We start from the raw sequence: 14,652 nt of genomic DNA on the forward strand, positions 1-14,652 counted from the left end.
CCACCCGTTCCCCCCGTTCCCCCCGAGGAGCCCGCTCCCGTCGTTCCCTCCGGAGCTCCCTCGCCCTGGTGGCGGCCTTCGCCGTCGCGGTGAGCGGCTTGACCTTCGGCACGGTGCTCGCGGAGCAGACCACGACCCAGTCGGCCTCGGCCGCGGTCGCCTCGGACTTCGACCCGGGCAACATCATCAGCGACGCGAACTTCTACAACGGCTCGGCGATGAACGCCGCCGCCGTGCAGTCGTTCCTGACGAGCGTCGCGCCGAACTGCCGGAAGTCGTCGAGCGGCCCCGCCTGCCTCAAGGACTTCTCGCAGAAGATGAGCTCGATCGGTGCCGTCTCCGGCCGGTGCGCGGCCATCGCGGGTGGCACCAAGTCGGCCGCGACGATGATCGCCCAGGTCGGTGCCGCGTGCGGCATCAGCCAGAAGGTGCTCCTCGTGCTCCTGCAGAAGGAGCAGGGCATCGTCACGACGTCCTCGCCGACGTCCTACATGTACCTGCACGCCACCGGCTTCGCGTGCCCGGACACCGCCCCGTGCGACCCGGCGTACTTCGGCTTCGGCCAGCAGGTCTACGCAGCGGCCCTGCAGTTCAAGCGGTACCAGGCATCGCCGACCTCGTGGGCGTACCAGGCGGGCCGGACGAACTCGATCCTGCTCAACCCGAACGCGGCCTGCGGCCGGAAGTCCGTCTACATCCAGAACCAGGCCACCGCGAGCCTGTACATCTACACCCCGTACACCCCGAACGCCGCGGCCATGTCGAACCTCTACGGTTCCGGTGACAGCTGCTCCGCCTACGGCAACCGCAACTTCTGGCGCATGTACACCGACTGGTTCGGTGCTGCGGCCGGCGGCGGCAACCCCTACGGCGACGTCGACTCCGTGACCGCGACCTCCACCTCGTCGATCACGGTCACCGGCTGGGCGGCCGACCCGGACACCACCAACGCCCTGCGCGTCGCGTTCTACGTCGACGGTGCCGGCGCGAAGACCGTCACCGCGGACAAGACCCGGAGCGACCTGGCCGGCACCCTCGGCGCGAACAACACCCGGCACGGGTTCTCGGCCGAACTGACCGGGCTGAGCCTCGGCAAGCACTCCGTCTGCAGCTACGCCATCAACCAGGGCCGCGGGGCGAACACCCTGCTCGGCTGCTACACCCGCACCATCACGAGCGCGGCCCCCAAGGGCGTCCTCGACTCGGTGACCGGTGGCGTCGGCACGATCTCGGCCACCGGCTGGGTCCTCGACCCCGACTCGTCCAAGCCCGGCTCGTGGAAGATCCTCGTCGACGGCGTGAGCAAGGCGACCGGCACGGCGGACAAGACCCGCACCGACGTGGCGAAGGTCTACCCCGGCGTCGGCAGCACCCTCGGCTTCTCGAAGACGATCGGTGGCATCAGCGCGGGCTCGCGCGCCGTGACGCTGTACGTGATGGACAAGCCCGGCACGAAGTACGTGAAGGTCGCGTCGAAGTCGGTCGTCGTGGACGCCCCGACCACCGGCAAGACCGGCAAGACCGGTGCCGTGCGCGGGTCGTACGACTCCGTCACCGGCGGCGTCGGCACGGCCACCGTGCGCGGCTGGGCGATCGACCCGGACGTGTGGGACCCGGTCAAGTACAAGATCCACGTCGACGGCGTGAGCACGAACAGCGGGGTCGCGGACGCGACCCGCACCGACGTCGAGGCGACGCACCCCACGTGGGGCTCCGACGTCGGCTTGACGCTCCGGCTCACCGGCCTGAAGGCGGGCAAGCACACCGTGCGCGTCTACTTCCAGGACCTGCAGGGCGGCAAGTACGTCAGCTTCGGCACCAAGTCCGTGACCGTGACCGCCGCGTCGACCGCCGAACCCGACGCGTCGGGGACGACCGGCAAGACGGGCAAGACCGGCTCGGTCAAGGGTGCGTTCGAGTCCGTGGTCGGTGGCGTGAACAGCGCCACGGTGCGCGGCTGGGCGATCGACCCCGACGTCTGGGACCCCGTGGCCTACAAGATCCACGTCGACGGTGTCGCCATCGCCCCCGGGACCGCGAACGCGAAGCGGACCGACGTCGAGGCCGTGCACCCCGCGTGGGGCTCCGACGTCGGCCTCTCGCTGAAGATCCCCGGGCTGACCGCCGGTACGCACACCGTGCGCGTGTACTTCCGGGAGCTGCCGAGCGGCACGTACAAGAGCTTCGGCACGAAGAGCGTGACGGTCACCGACCCGCCGACCACCGGCAAGACGGGCAAGACCGGCTCGGTCAAGGGCCTGTACGAGTCCGTCACCGGCGGCACGGGCACCATCACCGTGGCCGGCTGGGCGATCGACCCGGACGTCTGGGACCCGGTCAGGTACAAGATCCACCTGGACGGCGTGGCCGTCTCGCCGGGCACCGTCAACGCGACCCGCACCGACGTGCAGGCCGTGCACCCGGACTGGGGTTCGGACGTCGGGCTGTCGCGGAAGCTCACCGGGGTGAAGAAGGGCACGCACACCGTGCGCGTCTACTTCCAGGACCTGCCGAGCGGCACCTACAAGAGCTTCGGCACGAAGACCGTCACCGTGCAGTAGACGGTCACCCTGCGGTAGACGGTCACCGTGCAGTAGACGGTCACCACACGACGGACGGGAGGCCCGGTACCAGCTGGTACCGGGCCTCCCGTCCGTCGTGGGTCGCGTCGACCGCCGTCAGCGGCGCACGCGCCGCGCCATCAGGCCCACGCCGTGCAGCAGCCGGTACTCGGGGGAGCGCGTGAGGCCCTCGAAGCGGGCCGCGATCTGGTCGCGCTCCGCCTCGGCCAGGCGGCGGGCGGTGTCGTACGCGCCGACCTTCTGCTCCGACGCGACCAGGCGCGCGTTGATGTCGTGCACGCCGGCCAGGTGGACGTCGCGGTCGTGCTCGGTCTGCCGGAGCGTCTCGCGCTGGGCGGTGGCCCACCGCAGGAACGCGCCACGCTCGCCGCTCCGGCCCGAGGCGGCGGCGACGGCGGCGTCGAGCGACGGACCGACCTGTTCGGCGCGGCTGCGGAACGAGTGCCGCTCGACCACGACGGCGCGGAGCCGGGCGACCAGGGCGGTGCGCTCGTCGCGGGGCATCGCGAGCACGCGCTCGAGCGAGTCGGCGTCGTCGAACACCGGCACGTCGGACAGGCCGAGCTCGTCGAGCCCGAGCGCGCAGTCGGTGACGGGCAGTGCACCGGACGCGAGCGACTCGTACAGGCGGGAGTTCAGGGTGCCGTACTCGGCGGCCGGCTCGATGACGTCGTCGACGACGAAGCCGGCGGCGCGGTAGACCTCGGGCAGGGCGAAGTAGGACACGGCCGGGCGGAGCTCGACGCCCGCGGAGGCCTCGACGTGGTCGACGTTCGCGGCGAACCAGACGATCGGTTCGGCCGGGGTGACCTCGGCGAGGACGTCCTGCACGCGGCGGCGGACGCCCCAGAAGTTGACCGTGGTCACGGCGCGGTCCGTGCGCTCGCGCGGTGCGGGGGCGTCGGTCGTGAACAGCTCGGTGTCGACGCCGATCGGCACCACCTCGACGGGGCCGGAGTACGCGGCCGCGATCGCGTCGCGGGCGATCCCGGACGACGTCCAGACCGCGTCGAACTCGTCGAGGTACGGCAGGGCTGCCCACTTGGCGGTCCAGTTCCGCACCCACGCCACCAGGGCGGTGCCGGCGGGGACGTACCCGGGCACGAAGGACTCGATCATGCTGACCACGACGGCGGTGTCGGCGGGGAGCTCCTCGCCCCAGCGCTCGAGCGGCCACATCGCGACGCCCCAGCCCTCGGCCCGGAGCGCCCGCGCCAGCCCGAGCGCGACGAACAGGTCGCCCTTGCCCTCGGACGGATCGGCGGTCGACACCGCGAAGCGGATCGTGCCGCGGGGGCCCTCGGCGTGCTCGTCGGCCGCGAGGGCCGCGTAGTCCTCGCGGAGGGGAGAGGACATGGGGGTGCTCGGGATCACTGCGGTCACGCACGCCATTCTGCACGAATCCGCAGCGGCGGCAGGGAGTCCCTGGGCGCGCCTTGTAGGGTGTCATCGGCCCGCGGCACCCCGTTGGCCGACCCATCGACCCGCGCCCGGTGCGCGGCAGCTGCTGGAGGAACTCGCGTGACAGAGCGCAAGCCGGGAGTCGTGTCCGTCATCCTCGTGAACTACAAGGGCACGGACGACACCCTGACGAGCATCGCGGAACTCCGCAAGCAGGACTGGCCGCAGGACAAGCTCGAGGTGATCGTCGTCGAGAACGGTTCGGGCCCCGAGCACCTCGGGCGTCTGAAGGCCTCGAGCCTCGACTTCACCCTGATCGACGCGGGTGCGAACCTCGGGTTCACCGGGGGGTGCAACCTCGGCGTCGAGAAGTCCTCCGGCGAGGTCGTGGCGTTCCTCAACAACGACGCCCGCCCGGACACCGGTTGGGTGCGCGAGGCGATGGCCACCTTCGCCTCCGGTGCCGACATCGGCGCCGTCGCCTCGAAGGTCCTCGACTGGGAAGGCGTCAACGTCGACTTCACCGAGGCCGCGATGACCTGGTACGGCATGGGCTACAAGCCCTTCGCCGGGTCGCCGGACACCGGCCGGTGGGAGAGCGAGACCGACGTCCTGTTCGGCACCGGCGCCGCGATGTTCATCCGCGCGGAGCTCTTCGAGCAGCTCGACGGCTTCGACGACCGCTACTTCATGTTCTACGAGGACGTCGACCTCGGCTGGCGGCTCAACCTGCTCGGCTGGCGCTTCCGGTACCAGCCGAAGTCGGTCGCGTTCCACAAGCACCACGCGTCGATGAACAAGTTCGGCGACTTCCGCGAGACTTACCTGCTCGAGCGGAACGCGCTGTTCACGCTCTACAAGAACCTCGGTGACGAGCAGCTCGCCGCGGCGCTGCCCGGTTCCCTGGCACTCGCCGTCCGCCGTGCGGTGGGCCGCGGGGAGCTCGACTCCACCGAGCTCGACCTGCGCAACCCCGGCGACGACAGCGTCCCGACGATCCCGGTGCCGAAGACGAGCATGGCGGGCATCTACGGCGTCGACCAGTTCGTCGAGCAGCTGCCGTCGATGACCGAGTCCCGCCGCCAGATCCAGGCGACCCGCGTCCGGTCCGACCGTGAGCTCCTCCGCCTGTTCGGCAACCGCGATGAGCCCGCGTACCCGATCGAGAACTACCTGGCCGGCTACGACAAGATCGTGCACTCCCTCGGCGTGCTCGAGGTCGGCACTCGTCGCCGCGTCCTCATCATCACGGGCGACTCGATCGGCGCGAAGATGGCCGGTCCGGCGATCCGTGCCACGCAGATGGCCAAGCAGCTGGCGTCCGAGCACGACGTCCGCGTGGTCAGCCTGACCCGTTCGTCGCCGATCGACCCGTCGTACGAGGTCGTCACAGTCCCGCACCGTCACCCGCGCCAGATGGTCGAGCACGAGGGCTGGGCCGACGTCATCATCGTGCAGGGCCACGCGCTCCGGCTGTTCCCGGTGCTCGAGTCGACCAGCAAGATCCTGGTCGTCGACGTCTACGACCCGCTGCACCTCGAGCAGCTCGAACAGGGCCGCAGCGACGACGTCGACAAGTGGAACCGCCAGATCCTCGACGCCTCGGACACGCTGAACCACCAGCTCGAGCTCGGCGACTACTTCATCTGCGCCTCCGAGCGCCAGCGGATGTTCTGGCTCGGGCAGCTCGCCGGCTCCGGCCGTGTGAACGCCCGCACGTACTCGCGCGACGCCGACCTGCGCTCGCTCATCGGCGTCGTGCCGTTCGGCCTGTCCTCGACGCCGCCGGTCCACGACCAGCAGCGCGTCAAGGGCGTCGTGCCGGGCATCGGCAAGAACGACAAGCTCGTCGTCTGGGGCGGTGGGATCTACGACTGGTTCGACCCGATCACCCTGGTCCGCTCGATCGCCCAGCTCGCCGAGCGCCGTCCGTCGGTGAAGCTCTTCTTCATGGGCGTGCAGCACCCGAACCCCGACGTCCCCGAGATGGACATCGTCGCGAAGGTCCGCGCCGAGGCCGACGCCCTCGGGCTCACCGGCAAGCACGTGTTCTTCAACGACCAGTGGATCCCGTACGAGGAGCGCGGCGCCTACCTGCTCGAGGCCGACGCCGGCGTCTCGACGCACTACGAGCACCTCGAGACCACCTTCTCGTTCCGGACCCGCATCCTCGACTACCTGTGGGCACGGCTGCCGATCGTCACGACGGCCGGCGACTCGTTCGGTGACCTCGTCGCAGAAGAGAAGCTCGGCATCGCGGTGCACGAGCAGGACATCGACGGTCTGGCCACCGCGCTCGAGACGGCGCTCTTCGACAAGAAGGCCCGCACCGAGTTCATCGGCAACGTCGACCGCGTGCGCGAGCAGTTCACGTGGGAGAACGTCCTCGCCCCGCTCGTCGAGTTCTGCCGGAACCCGATCCGCGCTGCGGACAAGTCGGTGCGCGACACCGCGTCGTCGATCGAGCCGCACAAGATGCGCGTCCGCGTCCCGGAGCGCAAGAAGCTCTCCGGCGTCCGCTACGACCTCGGCCGTGCCGTGCACTACCTGCGCACCGAGGGCCCCCGCAGCGTCGCCGGCAAGGTGAAGCGGCGCCTGAACCGGTGACCCCGGGGGAGACCACCGCCCTCGTCATCGTCCCGACGTACGACGAGGCGGAGAACATCCGTGCGATCACCGCCGCCGTGCTGGCGGCGGTGCCCGGTGCCCACCTGCTCGTCGTCGACGACGGCAGCCCGGACGGCACCGGGGACATCGTGCGGTCCCTGGCGGCCGCGGACGACCGGGTGCACCTGCTGCAGCGCTCCGGCAAGCTCGGGCTCGGCACGGCGTACGTCGCCGGTTTCCGGTGGGGTCTGGAGCGCGGGTACCCGCTGCTGGTCGAGATGGACGCCGACGGCTCGCACCCGGCCGACCGGTTGCCGGCCCTGGTCGACGCCGTGACCGCGTCCGACGACGTCCTGCTCGCCATCGGGTCCCGCTGGGTCCCCGGTGGGTCGGTCGTCGACTGGCCGCTCCGGCGCCAGGCGCTCAGCCGCGGGGCCAACACCTACGCCCGCCTGGTGCTCGGGCTCGACGTGCGGGACATCACCGCCGGCTACCGCGTGTACCGCTCGTCGGCGATCGCGCGGATGGACCTCGGGTCGGTGGACTCGAAGGGGTACTGCTTCCAGGTGGACATGACGCTGCGCGTGGACGCCCTCGGTGGCCGCATCGTCGAGGTGCCCATCCGCTTCCGTGACCGCGTGCACGGCGTCTCCAAGATGAGCCGGTCCATCGTCCTCGAGGCGATGCTCCGCGTCACCCAGTGGGGCGTGCAGCGCCGCCTCGGTCGCCGCACGCGCCCGTAGCGCGCTCGCGCGCTCGCTTCGTGAGCAGGAACGGTCGGGTCGCCTCCGCAGAAGCGACCGTTCCTGCTCACGATGCGCGGGCCCGGAACGCTGGGCGTGACGGCCTGGAGGCGCGGTGCGGGGCCGCCACGGGCCTCCCGGCCGTCGGTGGGTCGCGCCGTACCGCCGCTACACGCGCGGCAGGTGCCGGCGCCACGAGCGGCGCCGCGCGGCGATCACGAGGACCGTCACGAAGAACATCAGCCCCGCGCCGTGCAGCAGGTAGCTCTCCGCCGTGCTGGTGACGGCGAGCAGCACGAGCACGGCGGCCGGCCACACGTACGCCACCCCGGGGAACGTCGTCGCCGTCACCCAGGCACGCGCGAACGCGAGCAACGCGGTGATGCCGAGGATGAGCGTGCCCGCGAAGCCGATCTGCAGCCAGGCGTCCACGAAGGCGTTCAGGCCCGAGGTGAACCGGACGCCGGCAGGGTCGATGAGCGTGACGTAGGGCACCACGGGCTCGGTCGGCCACGTGCCCACCCAGCCCCAGCCCTGGATCGGGTAGCGCTCCACCAGGACCCGGATCTGCGACCACAGGTCCGTCCGGGTGGCCGTGCCGCCGGCCGCCCCGATCTCGGCGAGCAGACGGTGCCGGGCGAGCACCCCGACGGCGAGCGTCAGCAGGACGACCGCACCGAGGACGCCGTTGACCACCGGTCTGGTCGCCGGTCGTGCGTGCCGGAGTGACCAGAGCGCCAGCGCGGTGACGGCGAGCGCGATCATCGCGAGCCCGGTGATGGGCGACTGCACGAGCATCAGGGCGATGACGGCGAGCGAGGTCGAGGCGATCGCGCGCCAGACCGTGACCGAGCGGGTGAGGAACTCGACCACGAAGGTGACCAGGGCCATCGCGGCGATGAAGCCCATGAAGTTGCGCGTGCCGCCGATGCCCTGGATCGGGCCGCCGTACGCGATGTCGCCGCGGATGCCGAACGCCGGGAACGGGACGTCGAGGACCAGGCCGGACAGGACCTCGAGTCCGAGGGCCGTCACGAGCAGGATCCGGAAGGCGTCGCCCGAGGCCCGGATCACCTGCACCAGGTCGCGGCCGAGGGCCAGGTACAGCCCGAGGCCGATGAAGCACACGGTCTGCACCAGTCCGCGGAGCGCCACCCAGGAGTACTCGCTCCAGAGCACGCTCAACGCGCAGTACCCGACGAAGGCCAGCAGCGAGAGGGGGAGGACCCCGTGCCACTCGATCCGGTAGCGCTGGCCGAGCAGGCTCAGCCCCGCGAGCACGAACAGCGTCACGAGCACCGCCCAGGTCCCCGCCCGGCCGACGAGGGCCTCGACGGTGGGCTGGCCGAACCCGAACAGCACGATGACCGTCGCGAGCGCCTGGCTGAACCGTCCACCGGCCGAGAAGCCGATCCAGGCGGAGAGGTACCGGCGCCCGAGCACCTGTCTGCTCACCCGGCCGTCCGTCACGCGTCCATCTTGGCGCACGACCTTGTGACGAGCACACCGCATCGCGGTGTGGCTGTATCGACGATGCGCGATGACCGAACTATCCTCACCGGATGGACCTCGCGCGCAGGGTCGCCGGCGTCCCCCTCGTCGCGGTCGTCGTCGGCCTGCTCACGACCGCCCTGGCCTGGTACCGGCTCGGCCCGGTGCCGCGGAACACCGTCTGGGCCGAGGACGGCGGCGTGTTCCTGCGCGAACGGATCGCGATGGGTCCCGTCGACACCCTGCTGCACCCCTACGCCGGGTACGTGCACCTGCTGCCGCGGCTCATCGTCGACCTCGGGTACGCGCTGCCGCCCGAGCGGTACGCGCAGGTGGTGGCGCTCGCCGCGTGCACGGCCGTCGGCGGGGTCTGCGCCCTGGTGTTCGTGCTGTCCCGCGACGTCGTCCGCCCGTGGCCGTTGCGGCTGGTGCTCGCCGCCGTCCCCGTCGTCCTGCCGCTCGCCCCGTACGAGATCAGCGGCAACGCGGCGAACCTGCACTGGTTCCTGCTCGTCCTGGTGCCGTGGGTCTTCGCGTGGCGCGCGCGGTCGTGGTGGGCGGCCGGGGCACTCGCCGTGGTCGCGGGTGCGGCCGTGCTCACCGAACCGCTCACCGCGCTGTTCGCGCCCCTGCTGCTCCTCGCCTGGACGCCCCGTGGCCGGACGCCCGGACCGGCCGGCCGGTGGACCGCGCTGCCGGTCACGCTCGTCGTGGTCGTCGCCCTGGCGGTGCAGGGCATCACGACCCTGATGAGTCCGCGTGCCCTCGCCACGGGGTCGCCGGCGGCGCGCGACGCGCTCGCGGGGTACCTGCTGCGTCCCGTGGCGGGCGCCTGGGACCCGGACCTCGGTGCGGTGCTGACGGCGGTGGTCGAGCGCGGCTGGGCGGTGGTCGTGGTGCCCGCAGCCCTGCTGCTCGTCGTCCTGGTGGCGGCCGTCGTGGTCGGGCCGGCCCGCACCCGGTGGATGGTCACAGCCCTCGCCGTCGGCTCCGTCGCGGTGTGGTGGGTGGCCCTGCTCGCCAACGGCGGTGACGGTCTCCGCTGGTCGGCGCCGGTCGCCGCGATGGCCGCCGTGCCGCCGCAGCGCTACGCCGCGGCCGCCGGCCTGCTGCTGGTGAGCGCCGCGGTGGTCGCCGCAGCCGCGCTCGTGGACGCCGGCAGCTGGTCGCGTGCTGCCGGACGGACGGGAGGCCCTGGTCGCCTCGTCGGCGCGCTGGCCGGTTGGTGCGTGGTCACCGCCGTCGTCGCGTCGGCGGTCCTGCACGTCGCGCCGACGGACACGCGGCGGAGCGGCGGCCCGGTGTGGGCGGGGCAGCTGCCGGCGGCGGTGGCGGCGTGCGACGCGGACCCGACGCTCGAGGTCGCCCGGGTGAAGTCGAACCCGTGGTCGTCCCCGGTGTCGTGCTCGTGGCTGTCGCGCTGAGGGAGCGTCCGGGTCAGCGCGTGCCGGCCCAGCGGAACTCGCGCTTGGCGGGCGGCGTGCGCGGACCGTCGCCGGTGGACACCGGCTCCTCGCCGGTCAGCACGATGCGCGTCTTGATCGCGAGCAGGGCGAAGAGCACCCAGTTCCCCTGGTAGAGCAGGCGGGACTCGGCGACGGACTGCACGAGCAGGGCGACGACGACCAGGAGCGGCAGGAGTGACACCGGGTCGAACGACCGCGGACGCAGCGCGGCGTCGTACCCGATGCGGGTCGCGCAGGCCCACGAGCGGGACAGCGTCGTGACCACGTAGATCGCGAAGAGCACCAGGCCGATGATGCCGGTCTGCATCCAGACGTCCAGGTAGGCGTCGTGGGCCTGCAGGTACGTGACGCCCTTGCGCTGCGCCAGGTCGGCGAGCGTCGGGATGCCCGGCCACCAGTACCCGATCCAGCCCCAGCCGCCCACGGGGTGCTGGTCGATCAGGCCGAGGACCTTGGCCCAGATCTCCCCGCGTCCGGTGGCGTCCGAGCCCTTGCCGAGCAGCTCGGACACCGGGCCGCGCAGCACGAACGCGGCGGCGGCGACGACGACGGCACCCACCGCCAGCAGCAGGTAGCGCGGGGTGCGGCGCTCGGTCGGGACACGGCGCATCCAGACGGCGGCGAGTGCGACCACGGCGACCACGAGTGCGGCGGCGATGACCGTCGACGAGCGGGTGAGGACGAAACCGAGCGCCGCGACGACGAGCCAGCCGATCGCCTGGTTCCGGCGGATCCGACCCTCGGCGAACTGCACGGCGACCACGATCGCGACCAGCAGGGCCACCATCGCGAGCAGGTTGGCGTTGCCGGGCAGCCCCTGGATCCGGCCCCCGGTGAAGAGCTCGGCGCGCGAGAAGTAGAAGGCGTCGGGGACGTCGCGGTCGCCGTAGTCCGTCCAGATCGGGGCGATCGGGTGCCGGACGAACACCGCGACGGCGGCCTCGAACAGGAGCGAGAGCATGAGGACCCACCGGAGCGCGAGGCTCAGGGCGTCGGTGATCCGGCGCCACGTCAGGGTCGAGGCGATCGTGAACGCGACGGCCGCGCAGATCACCTGCACGGTCAGGCTCGAGATCGTCGCGAACCGCCAGTGCGACCAGACCAGGGTCACCAGGCACCAGCCGAGGAACGCCCAGAGCGCCCAGGGAGTGCGGACGAGCGGTGGCCTCGCCCGGACCAGGATCGTGATGCCCCATGCCGCGACGAGGGCCCAGAGGACGCCGGCCCCGACCCAGGTCAGGGTGTTCGGCACGGCGTCGCCCGCGAACAGCACGAACAGCGTCGTCGCCCCGAAGGCGAACGCCTCGCGCTCCGGTACGGTCCCGCGCGCCAGCGGCCAGGTGTTCGTCACGACGCCAGGCTACCGGCCGGCCGCCGTCCGCAGGACTCCGCTGGCAGCGCCGGTAGGCTCTGGCCCATGTTCCTCGGCATCACGAACACCCCCCGCGACTACGCCTGGGGCTCGGTCACCGCGATCCCGGAGCTCCTCGGCCGCACCGTCACGGGTGCCCCGCAGGCGGAGCTCTGGCTCGGCGCCCACGCCGGCAGCCCCAGTGTCGTCGTCAACCCGGCCATGGTCGGCGGGGCCGACACGCTCAGCGACTGGATCGCCGACGAGCCGGAGACCGCACTCGGTCCGGACCGCACCGGCCTGCCCTTCCTGCTCAAGGTGCTCGCGGCGGCGGCACCGCTCTCGCTGCAGGCGCACCCGACCCCGGAGCAGGCAGAAGAGGGCTTCGCCCGCGAGGAGCGCGAGGGGATCCCGCTCGACGACCCGGCCCGCAACTACAAGGACCCGTTCCCGAAGCCCGAGCTCGTCGTCGCGCTGAGCGAGCGGTTCGAGGCGCTGAGCGGCTTCCGCCCGGTCGAGGAGACCCTGGCCGAGGTCCGCGTGCTCGACGCCGGTACCGGCCGCCTCGGTCCGCTCGAAGTGCACCTGCTGCACGGGCTCGAGGACACCGTCCGCTGGCTCGAGACCGCCGACGAGTCCGCGCTCGCCGTGGTGCAGGCCGCGAGCGACCTGGCCGTCTCGCTCGACGACGACCTGCTCACCCCGAACACCGCGACCGTCCGCGACCTGGCGACCAGCTGGCCCGGCGACCCCGGCATCGTCGTCTCCCTGCTCATGCACCGGGTGACGCTCACCGCGGGGCAGGCCATGTACCTGCCCGCCGGCAACATCCACGCGTACCTCGACGGACTCGGCATCGAGCTGATGGCGCCGTCGGACAACGTGCTGCGCGGCGGGCTCACGCCGAAGCACGTCGACGTGCCGGAGCTCCTGCGGGTGCTCGACTTCACCGCGTACCCGGCACCGGTCCTCGAGCCCGAGCGCATCGCCCAGGGCGTCGACCGGTTCGCGCCGGACGGCGTCGGCTTCGCGCTGCTGCGGGTGGACGGTGACGGTCGCCCGGTGGGACTGAGCACCGGCGGGGTCGCCCCGCTCGTGGGGCCGTCGATCGCGATCTGCACCGAGGGCGTCGTCACGCTCGTCGGCGCGCAGTCGGCGACCCTGCTCCGCAAGGGCGAGTCGTGCTTCATCACGCCGGACGAGGGCGACGTGACGGTCGAGGCGGACTCCTCCGACGGCATCACGTCGACCGTGTTCATCGCCACCGGCGCCTAGGGGCGCGGACCGGCACCGGGACCAGCGCGGGGCCGCACGCCGTGGCGTGGACCCGCACACCGCCACCGGGGCGTCGCCGACGTCCGCTAGCGTGGCGAGCATGAGTTGGCTGGTCACCGGCGGTGCCGGGTACATCGGGTCCCACGTCGTCCGAGCACTGCGCTCGGCCGGCATCGACACGGTCGCGTTCGACGATCTGTCGAGCGGCTTCCGCGCGTTCGTCCCGGACGACGTGCCGTTCGTCGAGGGCACGATCCTCGACGGCGAGCTCGTCGCACGCACGCTGCGCGAGCACGAGGTCACCGGCGTGGTCCACGTCGCGGGGTTCAAGTACGCCGGCGTCTCGGTCGAGCGCCCGCTGCACACCTACGAGCAGAACGTCACCGGCATGGCGACCCTGCTGCGCGCGATGGCCGAGACCGGCGTCACCAAGGCGGTCTTCTCGTCCAGCGCGGCGGTCTACGGCACGCCGGACGTCGAGACCGTGGTCGAGTCCACCCCGAAGAACCCGGAGTCGCCGTACGGCGAGTCGAAGCTCATCGGCGAGTGGCTGCTGCGCGACATGGAGGTCGCCGCGGGCTTCACCACCACGTCGCTCCGGTACTTCAACGTCGTCGGTTCAGGGGAGCCCGACCTGTACGACGCCAGCCCGCACAACCTGTTCCCGCTGGTCTTCGACGCGCTGCTCGCCGGCCGGACCCCGCGGATCAACGGCGACGACTACGCCACCCCGGACGGCACCTGCGTCCGCGACTACGTGCACGTGGCCGACCTGGCGCACTCGCACGCGGTGGCCGCGCGGAAGCTCGAGGCGGGGGAGCCGCTCGAGCGTGCCTACAACCTCGGCAGCGGCGACGGCGTGAGCGTCCGGCAGATCATGGACGCGATGGCGTCGGGCACCGGGATCGCCTTCGACCCCGAGATCGCACCGCGGCGCCCCGGCGACCCGGCCCGCATCGTCGCGACCGGCGAAGCCGCCGCCCGTGACCTCGAGTGGGCCATGCGGCACTCCCTGGACGAGATGGTGTCGAGCGCCTGGGAGGCCCGTCGCAGCGCCTCCTGAGCGCCTGAGGACGAGTCAGTTGTCCCCCGGAAGGCCCACCCGAGCGCTGCGACACGCCCAAACGGGGGACATGACACGCTGGAGCGGTCAGTGCCTTCTATGATCCGCGACTTGACTCAGGCGAATGACACCGCTGTAATTACAGGCAACGGCCGCAAGAGTTGGGGTTCGTTGTCGAGGCGGCAGGGGTGATCAGGGTGAACGGTTCCGAGTTCCACGCCGGAGTTCCGGAGGACTGGCACGTCGATCCCGTGGCGCTCGGCGTCCCGGGTGTCCGACGTCCGGAGACCGACGACGAGGAGAACCCGCTCGCCTGGCAGGTCGACTCGCTCTGCGCGCAGACCGACCCCGAGGCGTTCTTCCCCGAGAAGGGCGGCTCCACGCGCGAGGCGAAGAAGATCTGCACCTCGTGCGAGGTCCGGGCACAGTGCCTCGAGTACGCGCTCGAGAACGACGAACGCTTCGGCATCTGGGGCGGCCTCTCCGAGCGTGAACGCCGCAAGTTGCGGAAAAGGGCGTAGGAGCGTTCACGGCGCGCCAGCGCCGTGCGACTGCGCCCCTGAGGAGCCTGCGACGAAGGCGCCGGAAGGCGACCACCTCCGCCCGTCCCGCACCGCGCAGTGAGCGCATCCAAAGGTTCACGGCGCGCCGCCGTCCGCAGCCGACACCGCGC

Annotated in this window: 10 protein-coding genes; 7 read left to right on the top strand and 3 right to left on the bottom strand. The window is 71.8% G+C overall.

From position 1 onward, the window contains the following. The coding region (locus DEJ06_RS15315) for a hypothetical protein (RefSeq protein WP_220036966.1) at positions 1 to 2,561 on the top strand (2,561 nt) is incomplete at its 5' end. A 117-nt stretch (positions 2,562 to 2,678) separates the two neighbouring features. On the opposite strand, the gene DEJ06_RS15320 is transcribed toward DEJ06_RS15315, so the two are convergent. Then, positions 2,679 to 3,965: a glycosyltransferase gene (locus DEJ06_RS15320; RefSeq protein ID WP_181437347.1), complete on the bottom strand. Its 1,287-nt coding sequence runs from the start codon at positions 3,963 to 3,965 to the stop codon at positions 2,679 to 2,681. Between the two features lie 138 nt (positions 3,966 to 4,103). Between DEJ06_RS15320 and DEJ06_RS15325 the strand changes: the two genes are divergently transcribed. Both DEJ06_RS15325 and DEJ06_RS15330 read left to right on the top strand, forming a co-directional pair. Next, on the top strand, positions 4,104 to 6,590 hold the full coding sequence (locus tag DEJ06_RS15325) for a glycosyltransferase (RefSeq protein WP_071405761.1): 2,487 nt from the start codon (positions 4,104 to 4,106) through the stop codon (positions 6,588 to 6,590). Further along, complete coding sequence (locus tag DEJ06_RS15330) at positions 6,587 to 7,333, top strand: polyprenol monophosphomannose synthase (RefSeq protein ID WP_111029478.1); 747 nt, start codon at positions 6,587 to 6,589, stop codon at positions 7,331 to 7,333. Before DEJ06_RS15325 ends, DEJ06_RS15330 begins: the two co-directional genes overlap by 4 nt. 168 nt (positions 7,334 to 7,501) lie before the next feature. Here the strand turns inward: DEJ06_RS15330 and DEJ06_RS15335 are convergent, their stop codons facing one another. Beyond that, positions 7,502 to 8,788 carry an O-antigen ligase gene (locus DEJ06_RS15335; RefSeq protein ID WP_128780653.1) on the bottom strand — a complete coding sequence of 429 codons (1,287 nt, stop codon included), beginning with the start codon at positions 8,786 to 8,788 and terminating at the stop codon, positions 7,502 to 7,504. 107 nt (positions 8,789 to 8,895) lie between these two features. Here DEJ06_RS15335 and DEJ06_RS15340 point away from each other — a divergent pair, with 107 nt between their 5' ends. Then, positions 8,896 to 10,248, top strand: a complete 1,353-nt coding sequence (locus DEJ06_RS15340) for a hypothetical protein (protein WP_111039889.1) — start codon at positions 8,896 to 8,898, stop codon at positions 10,246 to 10,248. A 13-nt stretch (positions 10,249 to 10,261) separates the two neighbouring features. Here the strand turns inward: DEJ06_RS15340 and DEJ06_RS15345 are convergent, their stop codons facing one another. Next, the gene (locus DEJ06_RS15345; RefSeq protein WP_111039890.1) at positions 10,262 to 11,641 is read right to left on the bottom strand and encodes an O-antigen ligase; all 1,380 of its coding nucleotides are present in this window, start codon (positions 11,639 to 11,641) and stop codon (positions 10,262 to 10,264) included. A gap of 66 nt (positions 11,642 to 11,707) precedes the next feature. Here DEJ06_RS15345 and manA point away from each other — a divergent pair, with 66 nt between their 5' ends. The 3 genes from manA to DEJ06_RS15360 all read left to right on the top strand — a co-directional run bounded on the left by manA (position 11,708) and on the right by DEJ06_RS15360 (position 14,500). After that, positions 11,708 to 12,916, top strand: a complete 1,209-nt coding sequence (gene manA, locus DEJ06_RS15350; RefSeq protein WP_111039891.1) for a mannose-6-phosphate isomerase, class I — start codon at positions 11,708 to 11,710, stop codon at positions 12,914 to 12,916. A 100-nt stretch (positions 12,917 to 13,016) separates the two neighbouring features. Further along, entirely contained in the window at positions 13,017 to 13,979 is a 963-nt protein-coding gene (galE, locus tag DEJ06_RS15355; RefSeq protein WP_071405789.1) for a UDP-glucose 4-epimerase GalE, read from the top strand. A gap of 188 nt (positions 13,980 to 14,167) precedes the next feature. Next, a complete protein-coding gene (locus DEJ06_RS15360; protein ID WP_081827389.1) occupies positions 14,168 to 14,500 on the top strand; it encodes a WhiB family transcriptional regulator in 333 nt (110 codons plus the stop codon). Positions 14,501 to 14,652: the final 152 nt, after the last annotated feature.

The sequence above is a fragment of the Curtobacterium sp. MCLR17_051 genome, assembly GCF_003234395.1.
Taxonomy (GTDB): domain Bacteria; phylum Actinomycetota; class Actinomycetes; order Actinomycetales; family Microbacteriaceae; genus Curtobacterium; species Curtobacterium flaccumfaciens.

Coding starts and splice junctions, on each gene's coding strand:
- DEJ06_RS15340 (WP_111039889.1), top strand. CDS start 8,896: ATGGACCTCGCGCGCAGGGTCGCCGGCGTCCCCCTCGTCGCGGTCGTC.
- manA (WP_111039891.1), top strand. CDS start 11,708: ATGTTCCTCGGCATCACGAACACCCCCCGCGACTACGCCTGGGGCTCG.
- galE (WP_071405789.1), top strand. CDS start 13,017: ATGAGTTGGCTGGTCACCGGCGGTGCCGGGTACATCGGGTCCCACGTC.